This is a genomic window from Peribacillus sp. FSL K6-5616, assembly GCF_038008245.1.
Classification (GTDB): domain Bacteria; phylum Bacillota; class Bacilli; order Bacillales; family DSM-1321; genus Peribacillus; species Peribacillus frigoritolerans.
Genome location: NZ_JBBOYT010000001.1, coordinates 4,066,411 through 4,092,128 on the forward strand (window position 1 = coordinate 4,066,411; position 25,718 = coordinate 4,092,128).

27 protein-coding genes are annotated in these 25,718 nt (G+C 38.3%); 7 read left to right on the forward strand and 20 right to left on the reverse strand.

The window, feature by feature from the left end:
- Window positions 1-14 precede the first annotated feature (14 nt).
- The 8 genes from MHB45_RS19680 to MHB45_RS19715 form a co-directional block, all read right to left on the reverse strand.
- Window positions 15-6,062 carry a DNRLRE domain-containing protein gene (locus MHB45_RS19680; RefSeq protein WP_340908050.1) on the reverse strand — a complete coding sequence of 2,016 codons (6,048 nt, stop codon included), beginning with the start codon at window positions 6,060-6,062 and terminating at the stop codon, window positions 15-17.
- Between the two features lie 586 nt (window positions 6,063-6,648).
- A complete protein-coding gene (locus MHB45_RS19685) occupies window positions 6,649-7,191 on the reverse strand; it encodes a hypothetical protein (RefSeq protein WP_053087394.1) in 543 nt (180 codons plus the stop codon).
- 80 nt (window positions 7,192-7,271) lie between these two features.
- The gene (locus MHB45_RS19690) at window positions 7,272-7,427 is read right to left on the reverse strand and encodes a hypothetical protein (protein ID WP_153246121.1); all 156 of its coding nucleotides are present in this window, start codon (window positions 7,425-7,427) and stop codon (window positions 7,272-7,274) included.
- A 151-nt stretch (window positions 7,428-7,578) separates the two neighbouring features.
- Entirely contained in the window at window positions 7,579-8,532 is a 954-nt protein-coding gene (locus MHB45_RS19695; RefSeq protein ID WP_048683935.1) for an ABC transporter permease, read from the reverse strand.
- Window positions 8,532-9,464 (reverse strand): ABC transporter ATP-binding protein, encoded by a 933-nt coding sequence (locus MHB45_RS19700; protein WP_048683932.1) that lies wholly within the window; start codon window positions 9,462-9,464, stop codon window positions 8,532-8,534. Before MHB45_RS19700 ends, MHB45_RS19695 begins: the two co-directional genes overlap by 1 nt.
- Window positions 9,465-9,726: 262 nt before the next feature.
- The gene (locus tag MHB45_RS19705) at window positions 9,727-9,969 is read right to left on the reverse strand and encodes a hypothetical protein (protein ID WP_340908051.1); all 243 of its coding nucleotides are present in this window, start codon (window positions 9,967-9,969) and stop codon (window positions 9,727-9,729) included.
- A gap of 49 nt (window positions 9,970-10,018) precedes the next feature.
- Window positions 10,019-10,513 (reverse strand): GNAT family N-acetyltransferase, encoded by a 495-nt coding sequence (locus MHB45_RS19710; RefSeq protein ID WP_340908052.1) that lies wholly within the window; start codon window positions 10,511-10,513, stop codon window positions 10,019-10,021.
- A gap of 113 nt (window positions 10,514-10,626) precedes the next feature.
- Entirely contained in the window at window positions 10,627-11,280 is a 654-nt protein-coding gene (locus MHB45_RS19715) for an HAD family hydrolase (protein WP_072273580.1), read from the reverse strand.
- A gap of 290 nt (window positions 11,281-11,570) precedes the next feature.
- On the opposite strand from MHB45_RS19715, the gene MHB45_RS19720 reads away from it, so the two are divergent.
- On the forward strand, window positions 11,571-12,368 hold the full coding sequence (locus MHB45_RS19720) for a peptidoglycan-binding protein (RefSeq protein WP_048683918.1): 798 nt from the start codon (window positions 11,571-11,573) through the stop codon (window positions 12,366-12,368).
- 93 nt (window positions 12,369-12,461) lie between these two features.
- Here MHB45_RS19720 and MHB45_RS19725 read toward each other — a convergent pair whose 3' ends face one another.
- Complete coding sequence (locus tag MHB45_RS19725; protein WP_048683912.1) at window positions 12,462-12,995, reverse strand: GNAT family N-acetyltransferase; 534 nt, start codon at window positions 12,993-12,995, stop codon at window positions 12,462-12,464.
- A gap of 11 nt (window positions 12,996-13,006) precedes the next feature.
- Window positions 13,007-14,011, reverse strand: coding sequence for a phosphotransferase enzyme family protein (locus MHB45_RS19730; RefSeq protein ID WP_048683910.1), 1,005 nt, complete (start codon window positions 14,009-14,011; stop codon window positions 13,007-13,009).
- Window positions 14,012-14,274: 263 nt separating this feature from the next.
- On the opposite strand from MHB45_RS19730, the gene mntA reads away from it, so the two are divergent.
- Together mntA and hepT are read left to right on the forward strand one after the other, a co-directional pair.
- Window positions 14,275-14,682 carry a type VII toxin-antitoxin system MntA family adenylyltransferase antitoxin gene (gene mntA, locus MHB45_RS19735; protein WP_048683908.1) on the forward strand — a complete coding sequence of 136 codons (408 nt, stop codon included), beginning with the start codon at window positions 14,275-14,277 and terminating at the stop codon, window positions 14,680-14,682.
- Entirely contained in the window at window positions 14,672-15,076 is a 405-nt protein-coding gene (gene hepT / locus MHB45_RS19740) for a type VII toxin-antitoxin system HepT family RNase toxin (RefSeq protein WP_048683905.1), read from the forward strand. Before mntA ends, hepT begins: the two co-directional genes overlap by 11 nt.
- Before the next feature lie 111 nt (window positions 15,077-15,187).
- Here hepT and MHB45_RS19745 read toward each other — a convergent pair whose 3' ends face one another.
- Both MHB45_RS19745 and MHB45_RS19750 read right to left on the reverse strand, forming a co-directional pair.
- Window positions 15,188-15,385: a hypothetical protein gene (locus MHB45_RS19745; protein WP_048683902.1), complete on the reverse strand. Its 198-nt coding sequence runs from the start codon at window positions 15,383-15,385 to the stop codon at window positions 15,188-15,190.
- 63 nt (window positions 15,386-15,448) lie between these two features.
- Window positions 15,449-15,712: a hypothetical protein gene (locus MHB45_RS19750; RefSeq protein ID WP_048683899.1), complete on the reverse strand. Its 264-nt coding sequence runs from the start codon at window positions 15,710-15,712 to the stop codon at window positions 15,449-15,451.
- A 304-nt stretch (window positions 15,713-16,016) separates the two neighbouring features.
- Here MHB45_RS19750 and MHB45_RS19755 point away from each other — a divergent pair, with 304 nt between their 5' ends.
- The gene (locus MHB45_RS19755) at window positions 16,017-16,223 is read left to right on the forward strand and encodes a hypothetical protein (protein ID WP_340908053.1); all 207 of its coding nucleotides are present in this window, start codon (window positions 16,017-16,019) and stop codon (window positions 16,221-16,223) included.
- 86 nt (window positions 16,224-16,309) lie between these two features.
- Here MHB45_RS19755 and MHB45_RS19760 read toward each other — a convergent pair whose 3' ends face one another.
- Window positions 16,310-16,744 (reverse strand): GNAT family N-acetyltransferase, encoded by a 435-nt coding sequence (locus tag MHB45_RS19760; protein ID WP_048683896.1) that lies wholly within the window; start codon window positions 16,742-16,744, stop codon window positions 16,310-16,312.
- Between the two features lie 169 nt (window positions 16,745-16,913).
- Here MHB45_RS19760 and MHB45_RS19765 point away from each other — a divergent pair, with 169 nt between their 5' ends.
- Complete coding sequence (locus MHB45_RS19765) at window positions 16,914-17,780, forward strand: SDR family oxidoreductase (RefSeq protein ID WP_048683893.1); 867 nt, start codon at window positions 16,914-16,916, stop codon at window positions 17,778-17,780.
- A 52-nt stretch (window positions 17,781-17,832) separates the two neighbouring features.
- Here the strand turns inward: MHB45_RS19765 and MHB45_RS19770 are convergent, their stop codons facing one another.
- The 6 genes from MHB45_RS19770 to MHB45_RS19795 form a co-directional block, all read right to left on the reverse strand.
- Window positions 17,833-18,252, reverse strand: a complete 420-nt coding sequence (locus MHB45_RS19770) for a VOC family protein (protein ID WP_105718865.1) — start codon at window positions 18,250-18,252, stop codon at window positions 17,833-17,835.
- A gap of 26 nt (window positions 18,253-18,278) precedes the next feature.
- Complete coding sequence (locus MHB45_RS19775) at window positions 18,279-19,178, reverse strand: DMT family transporter (protein WP_048683890.1); 900 nt, start codon at window positions 19,176-19,178, stop codon at window positions 18,279-18,281.
- 941 nt (window positions 19,179-20,119) lie between these two features.
- The gene (locus MHB45_RS19780; RefSeq protein ID WP_048687635.1) at window positions 20,120-20,617 is read right to left on the reverse strand and encodes an SRPBCC family protein; all 498 of its coding nucleotides are present in this window, start codon (window positions 20,615-20,617) and stop codon (window positions 20,120-20,122) included.
- 26 nt (window positions 20,618-20,643) lie between these two features.
- Entirely contained in the window at window positions 20,644-20,955 is a 312-nt protein-coding gene (locus MHB45_RS19785) for a hypothetical protein (protein ID WP_048687636.1), read from the reverse strand.
- 96 nt (window positions 20,956-21,051) lie between these two features.
- Window positions 21,052-21,696 carry a Type 1 glutamine amidotransferase-like domain-containing protein gene (locus tag MHB45_RS19790; RefSeq protein ID WP_340908054.1) on the reverse strand — a complete coding sequence of 215 codons (645 nt, stop codon included), beginning with the start codon at window positions 21,694-21,696 and terminating at the stop codon, window positions 21,052-21,054.
- Between the two features lie 131 nt (window positions 21,697-21,827).
- The gene (locus MHB45_RS19795) at window positions 21,828-23,030 is read right to left on the reverse strand and encodes a macrolide family glycosyltransferase (protein ID WP_048687638.1); all 1,203 of its coding nucleotides are present in this window, start codon (window positions 23,028-23,030) and stop codon (window positions 21,828-21,830) included.
- 287 nt (window positions 23,031-23,317) lie between these two features.
- On the opposite strand from MHB45_RS19795, the gene MHB45_RS19800 reads away from it, so the two are divergent.
- Together MHB45_RS19800 and MHB45_RS19805 are read left to right on the forward strand one after the other, a co-directional pair.
- Window positions 23,318-23,893, forward strand: coding sequence for a pyridoxamine 5'-phosphate oxidase family protein (locus tag MHB45_RS19800; RefSeq protein ID WP_048687643.1), 576 nt, complete (start codon window positions 23,318-23,320; stop codon window positions 23,891-23,893).
- Window positions 23,894-23,942: 49 nt separating this feature from the next.
- On the forward strand, window positions 23,943-24,473 hold the full coding sequence (locus tag MHB45_RS19805) for a DUF2306 domain-containing protein (RefSeq protein WP_340908055.1): 531 nt from the start codon (window positions 23,943-23,945) through the stop codon (window positions 24,471-24,473).
- Between the two features lie 440 nt (window positions 24,474-24,913).
- Here MHB45_RS19805 and map read toward each other — a convergent pair whose 3' ends face one another.
- Entirely contained in the window at window positions 24,914-25,654 is a 741-nt protein-coding gene (gene map, locus MHB45_RS19810) for a type I methionyl aminopeptidase (protein WP_048687639.1), read from the reverse strand.
- Window positions 25,655-25,718 lie beyond the last annotated feature (64 nt).

Consider the following 25,718-nt stretch of genomic DNA (forward strand, 5'->3'; position numbering starts at 1 on the left):
TACCTACCCTCTCATTAAAAATAACGGGCCATTGCCTTATGGGCCATATTTGGAGTTTTAAGAGCAACCGCGTTGTCTACTTTCCATTTATTTTTCCAACTTATTGACTTGTTTAAAACTTTCCCCGATAACATTAAACAATTTCTAAGTCCCACACTATAATATGTTTTATGGCTTTTAACATAATATGCATAATCTAAAGATTTTTGGAAACTCCCTTTAATATATACAGATTTATCAAACTTATATTTATAACCGTCATGGTCCGAAATATACTTCAGAGAAGGTTTACTTTTCTTCATAAATTTAACTACCACCTTTGGTTTAGACAAAGCAATATTACCATCATTACCAAAATAAAAATAATACCATCCTTTCCCTTGATTCCCTTTTCCATAAAGAACTAATGATGTATGTCCAAAACCACTTGCTCCATTTGATGCGGTAATCCACATAGCATCATTACCATCTGGATCTATATAATTCACCGGATTATTATCAGCATACGTATACCCATTCTGTGAAATTGGGTCATCCTCGTCACCAGGTTGCGGATCTAAAGCTAGGAAGCTACCGTTCTCTGGATTATAATAACGTGCTTGAAGATAGTAATTTTTTGTTTCTACATCGTAATAATATCCCGCATAACGAATTGGGTTAACTTGAGCCAGTCCGCCGTCTTCCGTTAATACATTTCCGTAGGTATCGTACGTATAAGAACCTACTTCTTTTCCTTTGTTATCACGTATAGATACAACATCGCCGCGATGATTTGTCCAATAGTGATACACTTGTTCCTTCCAGTTACCACTTTCATCTTTTTCACGAATAATCATACCTATAGGAGTATATCCTTCCCACTGATAATTACGATACTGTTCGATAGATTCACCATTCCATAGAACTTCTAATGTCAATTGATTTCCATCGTAATAATATTCATGGGTTTTTTTGCCGATAATTTTTTTCGTCCGTAATCCTGCTTCATCATAGTCGTAACGTGCCACTTCATTCCCTTGTAAATCAGTGACTCTTGTTTGATAACCAAGGGCATTGTACTCATATTTAAATTTTTCATCCTGTAGCAAGTTCCCATCATCGTCATACTGATAGCCTTTACCATTTTTAGTTTCAATCTGATTACCTGCGTTATAAGTAAAGGTATCAGTTTTGTCCCCGTGTGTACTTTCTTTGCGATTCCCTACTTCATCGTAGCTATATTTATTAATCGTGCCATCTGGTAGTTCCTCTTGAGTCAATTGGCTATTTTCATCAAAAGTAAAACTTACAACGCCTTGTTCACTTCTTTCTTCTTTGATGTTACCTGAACCATCATACTTATAATCATATCTTATACTTGTGTCATTTCCTTGCGTGTAGTCAATACTTTCTAATAGGTTACTTTGATTAAAAGTATTGGTTCTCTGAAATAGATTGTCATTGACTGTCACTTTATTTTGATTATTCACTAGATCATAATCGTAATCAACCATCATCCAATTTTGTTCGCCTACTCCAACAGTTCGTCTATCTTTTTTACCATCATCTGTATATTTGAGGGATTGTTCCACCATCCATGGTGTGTTATTTTGAGCATAACTTATGGTTGAATTAAGTGGCCGTTCATTCTCATCATACGTATATCCAATATTGTATTTCCCTTGTTTATATGACTTCAGTAGATCCGTATCATAATAGGTAAAGTCCTTTTGAAGGAGTGTTTGATCAGATTCTAAGTCCTTATAGGTTAAACTTTCTACTTGTCCTCCATCAGTATACGTATGAATCGACTGTAACAATTCACCTTTAGATGGGGTTGAAGCTGTTACACTTTCTACTTGATTCATTTCATCATAAGAATAATGCAACTTATTTCCAGATGGTTGTAATTCATTGGCTATATTTCCATTTGAATTATAATCGTAAGTAAAGATCATACCAGGAAAGGTTGCTTTATTGAGTTGATCATTATCATTATATTCGTAGGTTTTGTTTCGGCCCAAAGCATCGGAAAGATTTGTTATATTCCCATTTTTATCATATTTATAATTAGTGGTTTTTCCCTTTCCGTCTGTTACTCCCGAAATCACGTTTGGCTGTAGTGGATGATACTCGTAAGAAACAGTTCTTTCTCCAGCATCTGTTTTACTCTTTATGTTTCCGAACTGGTCATAAGAGGTACTTGTGTACTGTCCTTTAGGATCTTTTATCGTTATCTTTTGTTTTAGATCATCATAATTGGTTTCCAAATACGTCTTATTCGGATAGATTACTTTTGTTTTCCTACCAAATGAGTCATATTCGTACTTTGTTGTTTCTTCACCAATCTTCGTGCTAGACAGATTTTCCCCTTCGTATGTGTTAATCGTCAGAGTGCCCTTTGGATCGGTGGTTTTGGTTACCCGGTTTTTACTATCATATTCATACGAAGTCGTTCCGTTAGGGTCTGAGGTGGTTTTCAAATTCCCGTTAGAATCATAGCTGTTAGTGCTGTTTAGTCCTTCTTCATCAACAGATTGTAATACGTTGTATTGATCATCATATTGGAAGCTGGACGTTGTTTCATCACTATTCATGATTTCGCTAACGGCAAACGTTCCTTTTTTCATATCTCGTTTATAAACCGTCTCATTGTCGTCTGTATCTGTCACCGTAAATTCATTTTTTGCCTGATCATAACGGTACGTAGTAGAGACGGATATGGATGCATCTTTTTCTTGTTTGTCGAATACTTTCAATTCATTTTCATCATAAAGATATTTGGTTTCATTCCCCTTGCCATCTACATAAGATGCTAGTTGGCCTAGTGAATTATAGGAAAGCCTTTCTGTGATACTTTCCGTTGTGCGCGAATCCTTCGTTACTATGGATGCCAACTGCTTATTCTGATATCCAATTTCCTTCCAATTACTTCCGTATCCTACTTTATTGATTAGTCCATCAGTGTTATAGGTTAATTGAATACTAGTCCGAATTTTATCGCCTTGTTGATTGACTTCAGAGATTTCGGATAACTTATCTAGAGTGTAAAAAAAGCGGATTGTATTTTGATTGTTATCCTTGTAGGCATATAATCGATATTCTCTATTTTTACTCGAATTCCCCTCGAAGATTTTTGATAATCCATCTTTTTCTTTCAGGATAAATCCTTGTGCACCATTAACCGTTTCCTTTGTTAGTGTTAAATATTTCCCTTTTGGAGAGATATATTTTTTATTGCTAGAATCATAGCTAAATTCATGTTTGGTTCCATCTTCATCATAATAGATGACTTTTGCTGGTTCTGTGCTTGTAGCATCTGCTTCTACAAGATTTTCATTTCCTGCAAATGTCCACCCTTGCCCAAGCGCAGAAGTACGAGTGGACCGTGAATTATAGTAACGGGTAAAATCAAACCCCAAGAGTCCTTGAGTGAATAGGGATTGATCCGTGAACTCCATGACCATATTCCCCGTCGTTACATTGACGGAAGCTGTTGCATTTCCAAATGAGTGGTCTTCATAAGTGAAATAATCTTCTAACCCGTTTAAATCTTCTCTAGGATCAACTGATGCGGTTGCTTTATTCGAAGCAGGACTTAAACCACGATTTCCTGTAACTTTACCCTGTTCTGTTTCTGAAGCATTATCGTCGTCCACAAAATAGGCTTTAACCGTTGCGGAATAATTTGATAAAACACCATAAATAGGTTCTGATGTGAAAGACGTATTGCCTTTTACTTGATATATTTTACTTGTTTTATCATCTGAAATCTGTACCTCGTAATATTTTGCTGAAGGTGTCGCATCCCACTTCACTGTCAAACTACTTTTGTTATTGACCATATCCACTAAATTACTAGTTAGCTTTGCATTTTTAGGTGCATATAGTGGAATGTATCCATAGTTAACATCAGATGAAGCAGAATCCCCTGCTGCAGAAATTGCTTTGACTCGAATACTATAACGATTTGAACCATTTCCATAAGTAATACTAGGGTCAATTGGTAATTCTGTTCCTTTACCTATACTTGTCGATTTGTCTAATTCGACTGGATAAAGTTCTTTAATCTCATTTTTCAAATCCGCATCCGTAGGCCAGATCTTTTTCCCCTTTGTACTGACACTGGTTACTTTACCTACCGAAAATTCTTTATATTTTGTACCATTCCAAATAAGAACTTTATAACCCGTTGCATTAGTCACTGGTTTCCAGGAAATATCAAGCCAACCACGCCCTTTATTTACTGTATCTGTTTCCGGGTACGCATATGGTTTTACTGTTGGAATATCCGGAATTCCCACTTGCACAACTGGTATGGATTTGTAAATCGCTGTTGAAGCCGGGCTATTTCCATTTGCAAATTTTGCTATAACACGAAATCCGTAATCTTTTTTCGTAGTTGTCGTTCCACTTTTCGCGCTATAAAAAGCACTTGGATCTACCGGTAATTCAACACCCGTACTATCCGTTTTATACGTGGTACTTGTTGAATAAGGAGCTTTAGGGAAAATCTTTTTTCCCTTTGATGACCAACTTGTAGATGTACCAGAATAAATGGTCTGATAACTCTTACCATCATACATTTGCAAATCATAAGACTTTGCTCCATGAACGGAACCCCACTTAACATCAATATATCCATCAGCCTTCCCCTCACCATAAGAGTAAGAACTGACTGTAGGATTCTTCATCTTTTCATAGTGGTAACTAATGACCAATTTAGCTTTTTTCGCACTTTCTGCTGCCGTGATTTTTTTCCAATGTGTTTTGCCATTTCCGTTCGTATGGAATTTAAATCCATAGTTTTCTCTTGTACCGTTCACCCAAGCCTGGATCGTATTCTTAACATCAAAATAAGCCCACTGATCCCTAGCAACAGACGTACTCGTTATTTTGGTGGATGATGGCTTATTGTTCCAAGTTAATTCATCTACATACCATTTTGCTTTTACCTCATCTACCCATATATCCGTTTTTGTATCGACATAATAAGAATGGGTAACGTAGGCAGCTAATTCAGCAGAATCAATGGCTGCACCCTTTAAATCCCCAATAACACTAAATTTAATAAATGGGTAATTGGTTCCTGTAGTGCTATCATAATATCCTGTTTTTAATACATATTCCCCTTGTGATGGATCCCATTCTTTATTGTAATTGTTATTCGGATAGGCACTCATCACGAATGTATCTCCCAATGCATCAATCGATACAGAAGGGTCAATATAAATAGGGAAGACTCGCTTAGACGAAGATAGCCATTCTTTACTAGCATTTAAAACTAACTCATAACTATCGTCCGACTTTTTATTTAAATCATAATGGATATCTGTTGATCGTACACCGTCGCCTAACGTGTCGTTATAGTTTGAATCCACCATTACAGGCTTTGGTAAGGTGAAAACTGATTTCTCTTTAGATTCATTTTCATAGAATCCTATTGATCCGTCCTTTTCAACTTGACCGTATAAATCCGTTTGAATGGTATAGTGAAATTCATTGATTCCATTATATTCATTCATAATCCAATCTTCTTTTACCTCATTATTTAAGGCAACATGCCGTAAATCAATATTCGGGTATAAAGATTTATGAGTTATTGAATTATCTTCTTTTACTGAACCCGATGTATAAGTTGGTTCAGTTTGCTTCTCTCCATCAGAGGCATGTGTTAACTCAAATGATAACTTGTGTTCACCAGATTGATAAATTAAAGGCTTATCTTGCCCTAATTTTTCAGGAAACATAAATTCCAAGTTTGTTGTTTCTGTCTCTATGTAGCCCTTATTATCGCTTTCCACTAACTCCTCGGAAATGGTCTTGTACTTTCCGTCTACTTTGTTATGTATTTCTTCTGGATAAATCTCTTTAACAAAGTTTCCTTCTCCATCAGTGAATGTTTTTGAACTTTCCGTTCTTTCTTTCACCACTTCATCCAAATTGTCAGTATTGATTGTTTCCTTTTCATTTTGTATTGTCTGACTCGTATTATCACTTGAAGCACCTGTATAACTAGGCAACAAGCTACATAGCAAAGCCAAAATCAAAATCGATGCAATGTACTTCCTGAATTTAAACAATATATTTCCTCCAATTCCAATTAACTCTAACAGATTATACATCAGTAAATATATCTAGTAAATTAGTAAAAATATCAGAATATTAACAAAATATATCAAAACACACATACTTATTAACCATTACAAAAGAATCTTTTATATATAATGAATTTTATATAATCATAAGTGTTTAAGTTAAAATACCTATTTCCGGTTAAATAACTCAATTTATATACTTACCAGGTATGCAAAATTATTGGAAATAAACGATAAATTCGGAAGAACTTTTCAATTTTCAATCAATATGGAGATTCGCATGACTAACTTTAGAGTGGGGGTTTGAGGGGATTAACACATTCGATTTCTATAATAGTAATCTCCTGAAAGAGTTCTGATGTCTTATGAACGATGAAGTTTTTTTAATCGCCTAATGCAAAAACAAAAACGACACTTCATCTGAGAAGTATCGCTCCTTTAATATAGAGAATGGATATAACATTGTATCGTACGTTCCCCTGATGTATAGATCGAATTTCCAACACGTTGCCGAATTTCTGTGCGTGTTAACCAAAGTAAACCGATAATCGGGGACACTGGTGAAAAATCATTAAATCACATCTGCATCATCCAATCGGATTTCTGCGACCCTTCCACCTGGTACACACCAGAATTCCAAGGTAATATTTCGTTTATGGTCAATGTATCCGATAATATCGGCTCCCTGTTCATAACTTTTATAATAATGATCTCCGTACTTCGAAAGGACGTCCGCTTTCTTACTTCCTAATTTAATGCCTTTGCTTGTTTGAAGGGTGTTTTCAAATTGGGCGTCGTCCGTACTTGAAATGATCAACCGCATGATTTTCCCTTTATCCTCGTCTGTATTGATAGAGGCCGTTTTCAACCCTCCCTTCCAATAATAATAATCATAAGCCTTATTATTATCTTGATCGATGGGCTCTCCATATTCCCTGATGAATTCTGGACTCGATATGTTATCAAACACTTTAAATCCTCCGATGGATTCATCAGACAAATCTGTTGATTTTGTCAATTTTTGAGAGAATGCCGAGTACACATAGAGCCCTAACAATATTCCAATAATTGTAAATATAATGACTAACTTTCGTTTATAATGCATTTTCCCCATCTTTAAATCTGCTCCATCTCTATCAGATTATTTCTGCGAAGTCCGCAATTAACTAGTGTATTGTTCATATGTACATGGAGCTACTGACTGGCAAACAGGTAGGAACTGATCCCCATTACGAGCCCTCCGCCTATCCCGATCACTACGCCAGCAACTGTCCATTGTGATATCATCATGCCCATTGGAAATAAAGAAAATCCTATAATTCCAATTACTAGAACCTTGTTTTTATTCATTTTACACCCCTATACCCAACTGAATATCCTCATATTATCTTATACGGATAATTATGGATAAAGGTTTCATTTTATGCCAGATTCCAAGCAGCAACATTCCTTTTGCATAAAAAAACCGAAATCAGCCACTGATTTCGGTTTTTCGCTCTATTTAATTAGTGATATCTTTTTTCTGGAAGAAGAAGAAAGTTAGCGCTAAAAAGATAAGATAATAGATTCCGAGTACACCCATCGAGAATCCAAGTGTAGCTCCATCGAACATGTCTATGGTTCCGGATATATAGCCCCTTAAATCGAGATGGGGGAATAGGACGAATTTTAACCACTCGTATTTTCCGATGAATGATTGAATGACCATATTTAATGTCGAAGAGGCAAATAGGATGAAAATGGATATACCTACTGCTAGTGCTTGGTTCTTAAATAATGTGCTTAACATGAAAGCGATGGTCGTGATGACCAGGAATCCTGGTATCCAGTAAATGATCATGTCCACGAAATATTCGCCGACTACCACCGGACTGAATTCGAAAGATGCAGGATCCATGATTTTGTCTGAATACGAACCATTGCCAAAGAATATGATTCCGATTAGATAACTGAATAGAAGCAGGCTCGCAAGTAGTAACGCTGCAAATAACAAGGAAGTAATATATTTGGAAAGAAGGATCTTCCAACGTTTATAAGGCCTGATCAACAGTTGTTTAATGGTGCCATCGGAAAATTCCGAGGAAACGAGCGAGCTGCAAACAATAACGACGAATAAAGTGACAAATGATGTTAATGATGTAGTCCATTCAGCCATATAGGTCCAATTCGTGTTTAAGTCAGGGTTTATATTATCAGCCAACAGTTGCTTGTTGTAATTAATGTCCTCCGTGATGGCGGCTTTTTCTTCTTCACTGATTTCCTTAGCTTCCAAAGCCTTTTCCTGTTCTTGGATATCGGCGTTTAACTCTTGCTTCCAATCTTTATCCGTTTCGTCAGGACTTAGTTTATAATCGATGACCGCAGCCCCTAATGCTGCCAATAATAGAAAAGCGATGAATATATAAGTTGATACTTTTGAAAAGATTTTCATCCATTCATTTTTTACTAAGGACATCATACAGACTCCCTCATTTCCTGCTCAGTGATTTCGAAGAATTTATCTTCCAGCGATTTTCTGGTTATGCCAATTTCAAAGACATCCAGATCATTTGCATTAAAACTCCTGTTTATATCGGCCGTTTGTTCTCGGGTGGCCGATACGGAGATTTTCTTCGCACCATTTTTTAGGATCGTGATATCCGCAAACTTTTCTTGAAGTATTTTTTTAGCTAGCTTCCCATCACTGACGGTGAATGACACTTCATTGATCGTTTCGGTTTTTTCATCAACAATATGTTCTTTCGTATGAATCAGTTTTCCCTTTTCGATAACCGCAAAACTATCACACATCAATTGCATTTCCGATAGTAAATGGGATGAAATCAATATCCCGACGCCTTCACTTGCCAGTACTTTCAAATAATCACGAAACTCGCGAATCCCTTGCGGATCCAAGCCATTCGTCGGTTCATCAAAAATCAATAATGATGGTTTATGTAAAATGGCCTGTGCCACGCCAAGGCGCTGGCGCATTCCCAATGAATAGGTTTTAACCTTCTTATCGATGGCATGATCCAGTTTGACAAGCTTAATGACCTCTTCTATTCTCTCATTGGATATGTAATTGGATGACATCCGGGCATAATGCAGGATATTCTTTCTGCCTGTCATATATTTATAGAACTCCGGATTTTCAACAATGGCCCCCAATTCATTCATCGCACCTTCGAAATCATGATCGAGGTCACTGCCATTGATCATGACCGTACCGCCCGTACGATTGATGAGCCCTGTGATCATACGGATGATCGTGGTCTTCCCAGCACCATTCGGACCAAGTAAACCAAATATTTCATTGCTTTTTATTTCAAAGCTAACATTGTCTACGATGGTTGCTTTTCCAATTTTTTTAGTTAAGGATTGAACCTTAAGAACTGCTTCAGACATATAATACCTTCCTTTTTTATGAATTTCCAAAATCACACAAATTCAACATTACCATATTATGCATATTATTACTATACTGATATTCTTCTAATTGGGTATATTGAACCAATACCTCCGCCGGCGTCAACTTCCCGTCCCCATTATCCTAAACACTGCCTTCACTTTTTTTCTTCGAAATAGCAACAACCCCTATATATCGTTACCATTTTATACGATTACGTAAGGAGAAAGTTTCAGGATTATTTTATTTGATAAGGAAAATTCACCATAATTTATACAATATATAGGAAAATCCGATAGAAATGGCCAGACCCAATGCAAATAGAAGGATTTTTCTAATAATGGAAGGTAAGAGCTTATATATCATTATTACAATTACATCGATGAAATTCGTAGGTACTCCGGAGCCGAACTCTTTGATTTCTTTCTTTTTGCCAAATAGGGCGAACCACATTATAAAAAGACCGCATAAAATAAAAATGATGGAAAAAATCTTATATCCCATTGAATGTCACCCGTTTCCTCATAGGCTAAACGATATTGTTATTATTATCTTAACTTTCAAGTTTCAAAATGAATTCTTCAACCTCTTTGCCTCTTGCATGTGAATATCCTTTGTCCTCATCGAATCTTTCAAACCCGCATTTTTCCAGCACCCGGATGGATGCAAGGTTATCCTTGGCTGCACGGGCATAAACAGGGCGGACTTCTATTTTCGGCAAAAAATGGAGCAATGCACATGTAGCGATTCCTTTACCCCAAAATTGCTTCCCGATCCAATAACTCACTTCCGGGTTACCAAACTGTTCAAACTTGAGAATGCTGCCTGCCACACACCCGTTGCAGAGTATGGTCATTTTTTGAATATCCCGGTTCGATAAGATGTTCTTCCAGTGTGTCAAAAAAGCCGCCTTGTCTGATGGATCCTTAGAAGTGAAAGCAGCCATATAGTTTGCGTCAGGATCCAATTGCTGCTCGAAAAGGATAGGAAGATCACTCTCCTTGACCTCCCGCAGCCGGACTCCTTCGTCATTCGTTTGCAATCCCATAAACAAATCCCCCACACCAGAATATAACATTCATTAAAACCAGAAAAACCGAAGACTCTGCCATCTTCGGCGCGGTTTCATTCTTTCATCTTACTATAATTACCGTTGAACTGTTATTGCTCAATATGCTTGATAACGTCAGACAAGCTCTTATCCGCCATGGATCGGAGGCGTAAATGATAGTTTTCAAAAGCTAAAGCGTCCGTCACGGGATTTGGTACGATCACACACTTTAACCCAGCAGTCAGGGCCGCTTGAAGCCCATTTAACGAATCTTCAAATGCTACGGCTTCTGCACGCTGAATGCCTAAGACTTCAATTGCCTTTACATACAAATCAGGCGCTGGTTTAACTTTCTCGACATCATCCCCTGTGATGATAATTTCAAAATAGTGTAACAGTCCGAGTTCCCCCAAATGATGAGTGACCCACTCTTTTGTCGAGCTTGAAGCGAGGGCGATTTTATATCCATTTCTCTTTGCTTCTTCTAGATAATCCTTCACACCTTCACGTGCCTGTGCTGTTTTCATCTTTACTTCATGGAGGCTTTTTGCTCTGGATTCAATTTCTTCAATATTACACCTTTCCCCCAGCTGATCTTTGAAGTACTGATTTAGCTCAGTGTTATCGGTTCCGATACATGTAACAAAATGTTCGAGAGGCAAATCAGATTTATAAAAAGCCATCGTTTCTCTATAGGCCTCATACCAAACCGTTTCCGTGTCTAAAATTAAGCCATCAAAGTCGAAAATAACTGCCTTAATCATATGATTTCCTCCTTTAATCTTACAATAGAAATTCTATTAACTTAAACGTACATGAATGAATGCCCCTGTTCAACCAAACGATTCCGTTAGTTTCATATGAAACTTGATTTTTTCCCATAATTCGACAATTGATAAGGATATGGTAACCCGATCTCTGCCTCATTTCTTTTCTTTCTGTTACATGTTTTAACAATTACTTAGTGCCTTCGCGGTGTTTTTCCTTAACTGCGCCTAAAAGAGTGATAGTTTAACGAATAGTTTAATTGCAGGAAACAACGAGGAGGATAAACATGAAGAAAATCTTATTAACGATCCTAACGGCTTCTGTATTCATTCTAGGAGTTTGCATGCCAACTAAAGGCGAAGCCGCAGCTTTGGATCGCACACTTTCATTTGGAATGAGTAATAGTGATGTTAAAGAATTACAAGAATTATTACTGACAAAAGGGGTTTTTCCCTATCATGAAGCAACAGGTTACTACGGACCGATTACAAAGGAATCCGTAAAGAAGTTTCAGGAAAAATCAGGGCTGAAAGTCGATGGAATATCAGGAACACAAACGAATAAGAAAATACAGACACTGAAAAGCGGGGATATGGGAAGACCTGTAGCTGAACTGCAAAGGCTATTGAAAGCCTGGGATGTTTACTCATCAACGGTCGATGGCATTTATGGAACAGGTACAAAACAAGCAGTCATGAACTTTCAAAAGCAAAAGGGATTATCCGCTGACGGCATAGCCGGTGCACGGACCTTCAGTAAATTAGAAGAAAGAGCCAGTTCAGCAAGCTCAGCCGTTAAAGAACTGACGGTTACAAGTACAGCTTATACAGCAAGCTGCGAAGGATGTTCAGGCACTACAAGAATGGGTGTCGATTTAGAAAAATATGATGATGCCAAACTGATAGCAGTCGATCCGAACGTGATTCCGCTAGGCTCCATCGTGGAAGTCGAAGGCTATGGACAAGCCATCGCTGCAGACACGGGCGGTGCGATCAAAGGAAACAGAATCGATGTATTCATCGCGAAAGAAGCGGATGCTCTAACGTGGGGAAGAAAGCAAGTGAAGGTAAGAGTAATTAGATAATGCATGACATAAATATCGATTTACTATAAAAATAGATACATAACCAAACCGCAAAGAGCATGTAATGTATCCATTCATGCTCTTTCGGTCTGATCAAACCATTTTGTACATGATAATATCATCGATGTATTCACTTTCGCTCATCTTGAATTCTTTGATTTTACGGCCTTCTTCAACAAACCCCAGCCGTTTATACAATGATATTGCCCGATGATTCGTTGAAAAAACCCCTAAACTCACCTTTTCAATCAACGGATTGGCTTCTGCCCAATCCAATAACGCCTCAATAAGCTCTTTTCCAATTCCCATCCCTCTGAAATTTTTTCTGATCATCACCCCAAATGAGCCCTTGTGGAACATTCTCTTCCTATTTTCCGATTGGAAGGCTATCCATCCAACCACTTCTTCATCCATTTCGGCCACGATGATGGTTTCCCGTTCATTTTCCAATAACCTTCGTATCCAATCTCGTTGCTGTTCAGGTGTTTTATTGAATTCCTCCGATACGGCAATAAAATACTCACCTTCGGAAATAACGGAATTCTGTACATCCAAAACCGCTTCCGCATCTTCCAATACACCAGTCCGGATCATATATGCAAGCCGATTATTTTTCATTCCTGGCATTCCAATCCCCCTTAATGAACCATGTTCGGATCGAAGTGAACAATAGTCCGGCCTTCCATGATTCTTTGTTCGATTTTTTGAACGGTGTTGGATAATGAACGATCAGCATTCTTCAAATCATACTTTTTATGAAAAAAGTTATATAACGTTAAATCCCTTAGCTTTAAAAATAGAGGAATCGTTTCGTATTCCACAGGTGCCAGGATATTTTCCGTCTCATACCCTTTTATGAATTCCCTCATGAACTTGGCAGCATATTCATCGAGCCCTTTTATCCCTTCACGTTCCAAACTCCACATCAGATAGTACAGAGGGATCGCCAAATCGCTGGCAAACCAGTGATATGAACAGTCATCAAAGTCAAAAACATGAATCCGCCCCTCATGATAATGGAAATTGCCATTATGTATATCAGAATGAATCAAGCCAAAATTATCTTGATGAACGGAAAGTGCATTTAAATGCTTGTTGATTATTTCTTGTTGGCGGATCACTTGCTCCGGTACATCGGATTGATAAAGCTGGACATTCAATAATTCCTCTTCAAACCAATCCAGCCGTTTATATTTCGCTTCGGGCTTATAGCTTTTTGTTTGTTTATGCATTTGGCCAATGGTTCTTCCCCATTCAAAAAATAAAGGTCCATCGAAATTTTCATCAGTGACTTTCATCCTAACACCAGGAGCTTTTTCAAACAGGCAACAATAAAATTCCGTACCATCCGAGCCCTTTACAATTTCAACTAAATTCTTTTCTTTCGAAAAGAGAACTTTAGGAATTTCACTCCCATTATTCTGTAAATGCTCAATCCACTTTAACTCTGCAAGCACTTGATCTTTTGTACGATGTGATTGATGGGTCATTCTTAAGATATATGGCGTTCCATCCCTGTAAACCTCAAATACGTAGTTCTCTGCATCTCCAAGTTTAACCGAATTCCCAGCATTCACTTGAAAGAAATCCCCAGCCAATTTCACCAATTCATTAGAAAAAATTCGTTCTACCGCTGCTTCCATGATCTTCACTCCCATTGCCAACATTATTAATGAAAACGATTTATACTATGCTTTATACGATACTAAGATGCCATTTCCCTTTATTTGTATATTATTGTTTTTTATAACTCTTTGGACCTTGCTCCCTTCCCTAAAGCAAAGCTCGCTCTTTTAGCCAATCCATCCTAAAATGAATCCATATTTTTCATAGGATTCTTTGTGGCCAGTACAAAGGAAAACTATTTTTGGTATACTATTCGTATAATCATTAGGGAGCGTGTCTTATGAAAACAGAGATGTTTCAAAGTATCCAAAAGTTCCTAATAGACAAAATTGACCCTTCCTTTATCATCGTGTTTGGTTCTTACGCAAAAAACACTACACATAGGGAAAGTGACATAGATGTGGCGTTCTACAGTCAAGATTCATCACATACTACCTATGAGTTATTTTTATTGGCCCAGGATCTGGCAGATATCCTTAACATAGATGTGGACCTGATTAATCTAAGGACCGCATCAACCGTTTTTCAGGCACAAATTTACACAACCGGTATTGTGATTTATTCAAAAGACGACACACTCCTAAAAAACCAACAAATGATTGCTCTTAGCATGTACGCTAAATTGAATGAGGAACGTAAAATCATCTTTAAAAAAATAGGGGAAAGTGGGTCCATTTATGGAGAATGATGTAATTCTGAACAAGATCAGTATAATCGAGCGTTGCATGAACCGCGTTAAGGTTGTATTTGCAAATAATCCAGAAAACCTAAAGGACTATACGAAACAAGATTCCATAATCCTTAATATACAACGTGCATGCGAATCCTCGATTGACTTGGCCATGCATATTGTAGCTGACCAAAGACTTGGGCTGCCTCAGTCAAGCAGGGATGCTTTTGATATGCTGAAGGATCATTCGGTTATTGATGAAGATATAGCCAGGCGTTTAAAAGCTATGGTAGGATTTAGAAACATTGCTGTACATGATTACCAAAACATTAATTTAGACATTTTAGAACAAATCGTAGTGAATCATCTCAGTGATTTCACTGCTTTCACAAAACAAATCCTGAAGTTCTAAGGCTATTTCATCCCTCTTCTTATGAAGCGGCATCCGGATGAAAGAGGTTTCCAGAAAAGCACCTACACTCTCATAATTCAAAAAAAAAACGCCCTATAGGGCGTCCAAAAATCAAGTTTCCTTTTCTTCTTCATTCGCTATTTTATTGAACTTCAAGATCGTTTCTTCGATTACCGGATTATTGAATTCCTCTTGGATGGCTGATTGTACAAATTTATCCTCATCACCATTCATTTCATCCCAAGCATTAACTCTGTAATCTGGATCCCGACGATTTGATTTACCGTTTTGTTCCTCATTATTTGACAACTATCTTCACCTCTTAACCATAGTGGAGTTCGAACCATTCATAAGCAGAAAGAATATATCTTTTCAATAATCATCCTTGATTGAAATGGGTGAACCCGTTGAGGTATGTTGATTGACCCAGTCGAGCGATACTTTTGAAACGGCATCCCATTCAGGTATTTGGGCTTTATGTTGTTCCACCCAGCTCATGCAATATTGCGGGTCAATATTGCTTTCTTGAGATTTTGCCAAAAATGACTGAATTGTGGTTTCCGTACAATTTTCCCATGATCCACATGTATCCTGCCAAATATGTTCCATTTTCATTTGGATATTTTCATTAGCCATTGGGTTTCCTCCTTTATTAAATGTTACTTATTGATATCTTCATTAAGTATGTCCAAGGCTAAATAAATCATTACAAAAATTTGGGTTTTTCATTGAAAGAATGAATTTACAGTCGTAAAAATGATGAATAAACTGATTACGATAAACAAAATCCGCCAAAACCAATAACTGCTTACGAAAGGAAAATCATTGCCTTCTTCAATCTCCTTTACACCTTTATACAGCCAATTGTATTGAAACAAACCAGTTTTGGAGCATTTCCAGTAAGTTTCGGGCTATTATGCGTGAATTGGGGCATATACTCGTGAATTTTTCACGCTTTTATTTGTCGAATCGGCGTTTACTCGTGCGTTTTAGCCATTTACTCGTGAGTTTCAGCGATTTACTCGTGAGTTTAGCCGATTTACTCGTGAGTTTCAGCGATTTACTCGTGAGTTTCACGCTTTTACTCGTGAGTTTATTTTGTATTGATCTTTTCTTACTAAAAATGTTTATAATCCGATACACATAGTGGACAATGCGTCTTACATCCCCTCCGTTTTGCCATATAATGAAAAAAAAGCTGAATGCTCAGCTTTTTTACATCGCCTCTTCCACTCACAGCGTTTTTCTAAATGAGTAGCACCATTTATCATAATCTAATTTCTCTTCATAGAAACGGTGGGCTTCGTTTCGCTGGATCCCTGATTCCAAGGCAACATATGCAGCTCCGTTTTCTTTTGCCCAGTTATGAATATAACTTAATAACTTCTCTCCATATCCAAATGAGCGGTGTGCAGAATCTGTTACAAGGTCATAAATGAATACATGACGTTTATTATAAAAGTTGACTCTCCAGCTTAAGCCGGCCAAGGATACAACTTGGTTATCCTTATATAAAGCATACAGACAGTACCCGTCTTTCCTCATTTCTTCCAGTAACTCCAGATATGTTTTTTGTGTTAAGTCCGTACGCAACTGATTCATGATTGGAAAGGCTTCTAACCATTGTTCTTTATTTGTTAATTCTTGTATCGTTTCTATCGAATTCACGTTAACACCCCTGAAAGTTTTATAAAAATGTAATTCAACTTGGAACGCCGTATTTCCTTCCTTACCGAATTGCTTCGAGTAATCGTTTCAGAAGTAATCAGATGTTTAACCGAACATGCTAACGGCTAAAGTATGACTAAATCAATAGTTTAAGAGGAGGAGATTTTCTTTGAATATTTATGAACAGCAAAAAAATGGACAGCCCGGACAAACACAGGACAGACAGCCTGGCATCGAGTCTGAGATGAATCCACTTCCGATTCAGCCAAAGGATTACATAGGAAGCGGTAAGCTAAAAGACCGCGTTGCCTTGATTACGGGCGGAGATAGCGGGATCGGACGTGCGGTCGCCATTGCTTACGCAAAGGAAGGCGCCCATGTGGTCGTGAACTATTTTGATGAGCATGGTGATGCCGAAGAAACGAAGCAGCTGATTGAAGCGGAAGGCGTTCGCTGCCTCTTGCTTCCAAGTGACGTTTCCGTGGAGGCGAATTGTAAGGAATTGATTACGAAGACGCTGGACGAGTTCGGAAAGCTGGACATCCTCGTAAATAATGCAGCGGTGCAATTCCCGACGGAAAACATTGAGGATATCACGGACGAGCAATGGGACAAAACGTTCCGCACCAATATTTATTCAGTATTTTACATGAGCAAGCACGCGGTTCCTCATATGAAACAAGGCAACTCGGTCATCAACACAACATCGATCAATCCGTACAGAGGACATGCAACTTTGATGGATTATACAGCGACAAAAGGGGCAATCGTCGGATTCACACGGAGCCTTGCACAGAATGTGGCTAAAAAAGGGATCCGCGTCAATATGGTGGCACCAGGACCGATTTGGACTCCGCTCATCCCGGCGACGTTCGACGAACAATCCGTTGCCGAGTTCGGCACCGAGGCACCGCTTGGCCGTCCTGGGCAGCCGGCAGATCATGCAGGCGCCTATGTGCTGCTAGCATCTGATGAAGGTGCTTATATAACAGGACAGTGCATTCACATCAATGGCGGGATCACCATGTCCTCATAAACCCAAAACGACCGAAAAGCATGGTGCTTTTCGGTCGTTTCCTTTGTGAAATTTAATTTCCTATGCCAGGCGAATTCATCAATACAATTCTCCAACCATCCGGATCCTCAATGGTAACACCTGATTTTTCCCAATATGGATTCTCCGGAGAAACCGGTTCATAGCCCATACCTTTCAACCTATTCGTGATTTCCTCAATGGTTTTACGTTCAGGAATATAAAAGACAAGCAGATTATCTTTTGATGGGGCAGGACAAGGACTGCCATCTTTATGTTGAGTAAACTCTAAATGATAGCTGGAATCCGGAAGCCCGATCATGATGCCGTCATATCCCTCGTGCCCTTCGAAAGAACCGATTTTTTTCAATCCTAATCCTTCACAATAGAAGCTTACTACTTTTTTTAGTTGATCAGTAGGACGTGCAACCCGGATCTGCGCTACTTTCATTTCAGTTGGCCATTTACTTTCCATTGTCCCATCCCTCTCTGTAAATCGAATTACATTTCTTCTTTCAAATTACTTTTACCAATATTCATGCCAAAGCCTAATGCAATCGCCGCACCTAAACAACTGAAAAGACAGCCAGCTCCCAAGAAAATGGTTGGATCTGATTCACCAATCATCACTGAAGCTATACCTCCAATTGCCGGAAAAAGGGCAACCATGTATCCACTTTTCGCCCCGCCTATCTTTTCTACAAGCTTGAGGTAGAAAAGCCAAGCTCCAAAGGAAGCGAATATAGTTAAATAGAACAAAGCAGATAAATATGTAATGGATGTCGGTATAGTGACTGCTTGTCCTTGGATGAACACAATGGCCGCCAAAAGAATTCCTCCTGCTGCAAATCCAAGTACATTGGCATAGATTGGGTTCACTTTCTCCCTGGCATTTCTAGCAGAGCTTGCATCGCCCAATGCAGTGAGGATGGTACCAAGAACAGCCATCATGATGCCCTTTATATCATCGAATCCATGAATATCATGTAAACTCGGATAAATAACAATACAAACAGCCAGCACACCAATTATCCCGCCAAGTAAGATACGTGAATGCAATGGTTCCTTCAAAAAAACACGAAGGGCAATGGGCGTTAAAATGACTTTCAATGAAAAAATTAACGTAACCATTGCTGCTGAACTTAAGATAGTGGCGTAATAAAGGCATAAATAGCTTAAAGCAAAATTACAAATTCCAAACACAATAATGAATGGAACATCCTTTTTCTTAGGTTTTCCTTTAGGTCTAAGCATGCACAATAGAATGAAAAATAGGATGGCCGTCAAACCTAAACGATAGGTTAAAGATAATTCTAAACTCACAGGTGTACCTTGAATCTTAACGGCAATAAAATTAAGTCCCCATACTAATAAACAAAATATGTACATAAAGTTAGTCATAATGACATGACCAATTTGCGATATTGCCCACTTTCTATCAGTTTATGAACCTCGTCGTAACTGATTTTCCCATCCATAATTAAACCGCCTTCTATTAAAAATCACTTATGTAGTAATAAAGTAAATATTACCAATCCAAAGGGCATTGTCAATATATAAAACTACATTTCGAAAAGCCCTCCAGTTAATTTGGAAAGCTTTTCATTGGTAAACGACTATTAGCACAAACTCGGTAATTGAGTTTCGAAAACATTCCAGTTGATTTCAGAAATCCAATAAAGGAGTACAGGAAAAAAAACTTAGTCTTAAACATATTCGGTGTGTGATCAGCCTACAGTTTTTTCAAGAAGACGTTCCAGTCGATTTCAGAAATCCGCTCCCTTTCCGCCGACTGTCTGCCAAGCCTCCGCGGCACAAGCGCCTGTGGGGTCTCGGCTAGCCAGTTTTTCGGCAGGAGTGTCGCCAATAAGGAGTACAGGAAAAAAACTTAAAGGACCTAGTCTTATTCATAATTCGGTGTGTGATAAGCCTATAGTTTCTTCAAGAAAACTTCAGCTGCTTTCAGGAAATCCGCTCCCTTACAGCCGACTGTCTGCCAAGCCTCGTCGACACAAGCGCCTGTGGGGTCTCGGCTAGCCAGTTTTTCGGCAGAAGTGTCGCCAATTTGTTCAATCCAATAAGGAGTACAGGAAAAAAACTTAAAAACATAATTCGGTGTGTGATCAGCCTATAGTTTCTTCAAGAAAACTTCAGCTGCTTTCAGGAAATCCGCTCCCTTACAGCCGACTGTCTGTCAAGCCTCGTTGGCACAAGTGCCTGTGGGGTCTCGGCTAGCCAGTTTTTCGGCAGGAGTGTCGCAAATTTCTTCAATCCATTCCAACCTTCAGGGTTCGGGATGTGATTCCGATTCCCTTTTGTCTAAAAACTGTGGCCAACGTCCATTAACCTTTATAGCTGACTTGTCCAGTTTCAACCAATTCTTTCAGTCCCATAAACATTAAATTCCAGCCATGTTCAGATCCATCGTGGTACTCTTCGAGAGCTTTTTCGATATCGGATTCTGCCCAATTTTCTTCATGAGGAACGGTGATGTTTTGTGAAAATGTCATTTCACAGCCCTTTTGATGTTCTTGCAGCTCAACTGTAATCGTATCTGCCGCTTCACTGAATTGCGGCATTTTAAACGTGAACACTAATTTATTGGGCCGGTCCATTACAAGGTATTCCCCTATCGCCCGATAATCTTTTCCATCGCGATGATCAATAATCTCCCAAGCTCCTCCCACTTGAGGATCATTTTGTGCCACTTTATTTGTCCCCTCCAATGTAAAAAACCATTTTCTCATCATCCCAGGGTTCACCCATGCATCAAATACCCTTTCAGGCATTACATCAAAATTTCTAATCATCTTTAAAGTGGTTGTCGAGTATTTTTCCATTTACATACTCCCTCCATATATCATTTTTACATACTTTTCAATTCTTCTTTTGAGACAGCACGCCAACCGTGGGCTTCCAGTTTCTCCAAATAAGTTTCCATCCTGATTTCCTCGATTTCGATCGCAAGCGGGTGCAGGGATACCAAACATTCATCCGAAGCATAATTTATGGTAACCTTTACAACTTCATATCCATTATGAAATCGTGGATCGAACCCGGGATCATCAATTATATCCCCTGTAACAGGACGAATATCAGATTCAAATGTTTTCATCATTAACCTATTCTTTTCTTGTTCTTTTATTGATGTAATGAAGATCATTAAATTTACTTTCATTGCAGTCTCCTTTTCTCTATCCTTAGCTTCCTGCGACCATGCTCCCGCATATGAAAAATGCTGCCGCGGCTTATTGGGATAAAGCGCCTGCCAGTTTTATAAGACTTTGGAATTCACTATTTCCTTTTTCAAATTTTGAAACGAATAGATATCATTTATACCTTTATATAGTTCCCCTTTCTTGGAGAAAACTGCACTTCCATTTGGTATTGCATATATCTTTCGTTCATTTGATAGGGGAAATAATTCTCCATCTATATTATCCTCGTAATGGACCTCAACGCTAAACCCCACTAATCCTAAGCCCTTGATCACTATCGTTTCTGGATAGTCTTTATCTTTTGTGATTATGCAATCATTGCCGAAAGCTAATGAGCCCGCACTATATCCAATGATTAAACCTTGAAAGTTTTTGATAATTGATGTAAGTCCTTTTTCTTCAATTACATGGATTAACCGTTCTGGCTTTCCACCTATAAAATAAAGAATATCATGTTCTATTATAGACTTTTCCATTTCTTTGTCTGAAAGGTCTTCATTTAATAATTCAATACTTACATTCTCCATGATTGAAAAGGCTTGTTTAATACTTGCCTTCCAACTTTCATACCTGGAATTGTCGGTTGCAAAAGGGATTATTAAAATCTTAGCTTCAGGTTTAATCATTTTTGAAAGTTCCAGGAACACTTCACGTAATTCATTATTCGTGTGATTTCCGCCACCAATTAAACAAATTTCCATATATGTCCCCCATTTTATTTTCTATGTAAAAAGGGCAATACCTTTTTAGGTCAACGCTCTTCATGCCCAAAGAGTGGCATAAGAAAAAAGATTTCCATACCCACTAAGAAAATGCCGCCGATCATTCATTTTTAAATATCGTATTGTCTTTTAAATTTAAAAATCTCATCAACAGCTTGGTGATATCCACCCGATTTTTGAAACGATTCTTTTAAACTTGAAACAGTTTTATGAAAAGTTGGGTCGTTTAATACATGATCTGCGGCCTTACGCAGTTGTTTTGCAGTCAAGCTTTGCATTTGTAATGTAATACCGGCTCCAATATTGGCAACTTGCCCTGCAATCATCGGCTGATCCGCGCTTTGCGGGATGACAATTAGCGGAACTCCATAGTAGAGACCCTCATTTGTACTATTCATTCCGCCATGTGTGATAAATAATTTAGTGTATTTTAGCACGTCCGTTTGTGGAACGTATTTTTTCACAATGAAGTTTTTGGGGATCTCTCCTAATTCAATTAGCGGGGTTTGTTGACCGACCGACATGACCACCGTGTGATCGCTATTTCCAAATGCTTCAAAACAAAGCTTATAAAAATCAAGAGACCGGTTAAAAACCGTCCCAAGCGAAATGTAAAGGGGACTTTTTCCTTTGATATCAGCAAGGTCAAAGTTATCCTGCTTTATTCGTGAAGAGATGGACGGACCTACAAATTTGTAAGTTTGGTCGAATGCTTCTTTAAAAGGTTGAAACTCCCTAGTTGTATAAACGATTGAAAGTGGTGCAGGATTACAAAAAACTTCGTAAGCAGAATGGATCTCCACATCATATTTTTCCTTCACCATTGCCGTCAGTCTTTGAAATTCATCTTGTATAGGTTTACCTATTTCTGGAGTGATTTCTTTAGAAAGCTGTTCCAGCATTTTATCGAATGTTGCTTTTGTCTGTCCAAAAGAAGTACAAGAATTGATTGAGGGAAGCTTAAGGATTTGGGCAAGCATACGTCCACAGCCAAACATGGAATCATGGATGATGTAATCGAAATGCTCTCCTTTGATCTGTTCAAGCACGCTAGGTATGACGATATCTACCGTATGTAAAAGACCGTTGATTCTTTCGAGTAAATAATTTCTTCCCCCTGAGAGAAAAGCTTCTATAAATTTTTCACCGTCAATTGTTCGTACAGTAGCTCCCGTCTTCTCAATACGTTCTCGAAAAGCTTCTATCGTAAAGTACACTACCTCTTCTCCACGCGAAATAAGCTCTTGCACAACTCCAATAGTTGGATTGATATGTCCTTCTGATCCAGCATTAATAAATAAAACACGTGCCATTTTACCACTCCTTAGATGATTCTGTAAGAGTCTGGTCATTGTCCCATCCCCTTCCAAATTCAAACAATATAAATTTATCATAGTACAATACTGGAAAATCTCAAATTCTTAATCACCCTTGTAATCTAAAATTAATATCGTTCATAAAGGTCAGCCGGATTCTCAAAGGGAAAAGAGCGATGTATGTAGCTATCGCTTTTTTCATCAGGGGAGTAAAGCTGAAAAAGGTAATCCACTCATTAATAGAGAACTTATATTTTAAAATGGATTTCTTTGGAGGGATAATGATGGCAAAGTATTTTCCGGAAATGTTAGCTGAGCATCAAAACTTCATAAAGAAACAGCATTTGTTTTTTATTGCAACGGCACCTTTGGATGCGGCGGGGCATGTAAACCTTTCTCCAAAAGGGTATGATACCCTTCGCATCCTATCATCTACCGAAATTGCGTATTTGGATCTAACCGGGAGTGGTAACGAAACAAGCGGACATATTAATGAAAATGCCCGGATCACCTTTATGTTTTGTGCATTTGAAGGTCCACCGATGATCTTGCGCTTATATGGTTCAGGCAAGGTGATTCTGCCTGAAACAGAAGAATGGGATCGGATGATAGGTCATTTTGAAATGATGCCCGGTGCAAGACAAATCATTTTAGCCAAAATTCATAAAGTCCAAACCTCTTGCGGATATAGTGTCCCCTTCATGACCTACTCCAGAGAACGTGAAACATTGAATCGGTCCAACATGAAAAAGGGTGAAGCTGAACTGGAAAATTATTTGCGTGAAAAGAATTCATCCACCATTGATGGCATTCTGACACCATTAGGGAAAAAATTATCGAATGACTCTAAAACCACCTAAAATTCTGCCTGTTACGTACAAACATAATAAAGGAGTTAAAAAAGGTAGGATGCAAAAAAAGGGTTGGTGGATTTTAGTTATAGTCTCGGTTGGGATTATGATTCCTTTCATGATCCCCCATCTAACTTTAAATCCTGCTAACAGCCGTGTAGATATTACTTCGACAACACAATATTCTATACTGGTTACACGTATTGGTTGCGCCTTCATTGCCTTAATAACAGGTTTTCTTCAGTTTATGGATCGTATTCGTTTGAAAAATCCAATGGTTCATCGCTATGTAGGGGTTGTTGTCAGTGTTTTTATTAGTGGAATTCTTGCTCTAGCAGTTGTCTTCTATATAGAAATCTTCACAAAAGCAACAGCTTTTCTCACTCTGGCCATTCTGTGGTTATTCACATGTTGGAAGGGTTACCGTACAGCTGCTAAAGGACATTTTAATGCACACCGAATATGGATGATGCGCAGTTTTGGTATAACTCTAGTAGCAGTCAGAGCACGTGTACTAGTACCCGTACTTCTCATTACTTATTACACTTTTAAAATGGATTTATGCTTCCAGAAGGAAGAGATAAGATGATCGAGGAAGTATTGAATGTGAACATTTGGGCAGGGCTCGCTCTCAACTTTGTCATAGTGGAGTGGATTATCCTTAATAAAAAAACCGGGTAGGGAAATCAGTTAATTGACTTGTTTGGTGAAGATTCTTTGTAACTAAAAAGAGTAACTATTCGCCGCTAAGAATAGTTACTTCAAATGAACCGGATGGGAATAAAATAGGACAGGAGAGAGTTGTCCTATCCACTTTCATTATATGGAGTAACGATTACAAGGTGAATAAATTATCTGTTAGAGAAACAGTTTGAAGAAACTTTGCTTAACCTGCCCCTTTAGTTCGATAAGAAAAGGAGCTGCAAAAGCAACTCCTTTAGATGCGAGAAACATTCTTTTAAACTGTTACGAGTTTATATGTTACTTCAGGGCGAACTACTTATATCGTCTTTTCTGTCTATGCTTGAATTAAAGCGTGACAATGATCGGTCCATTTTTAGTAAGGATAATCGTATGTTCCACTTGAGCTACAAAGCTTTTTTCTGTAGCATAGGTCCAACCGTCTTCTTTTTGGAATACTTCTTCTTCAAAGGTTGAGATAAATGGTTCGAATGCGATAACCATCCCTTCCTTTAATATTTCATTATCCCATGGATCATAATAATTACAAATATGGTCAGGTGCTTCGTGTATTCTACGTCCAACACCATGTCCTGTAAGGTTTTTGATAACCGTGAACCCATGCTGTCTCGCTGTTTCGAACACCGCTTTTCCGATTCTGCTTTTTTTGGAACCGGGTTTTGCTTTCTTAAGGCCCGCTTCAAATGCCTTTTTGGCGACGTCGCATAATTTCGCTAATACTTCTTCTCCTTCGCCTACTACAAATGAGATTCCTGTATCTGCGAAATAACCGTTCTTTGAAGCGGATACATCTATATTTACTATATCCCCTTCACGAATAACCCGATCACCCGGAATGCCATGCGCCACTTCATCATTTAGGCTGATGCAAGTATAGCCAGGAAAATCATATACACCTTTTGGAGCTGAAACTGCACCCGCTTGTTCTAAACGTTCCCCGGCTATATCATCAAGTTCTTTGGTCGTTATGCCCGGAATTGTTCTTTGTACCAATTCATCTCTAATGGAGGCAATAATTTTGCCAATTTCCTTCAAACCATTAAAATCATCTTCTGTTTTTGCAATCATTTTTTTTCTACCTCATTATCTTTTATCATCAATAAACTATATAAGCATTCATTATACCTTTTAT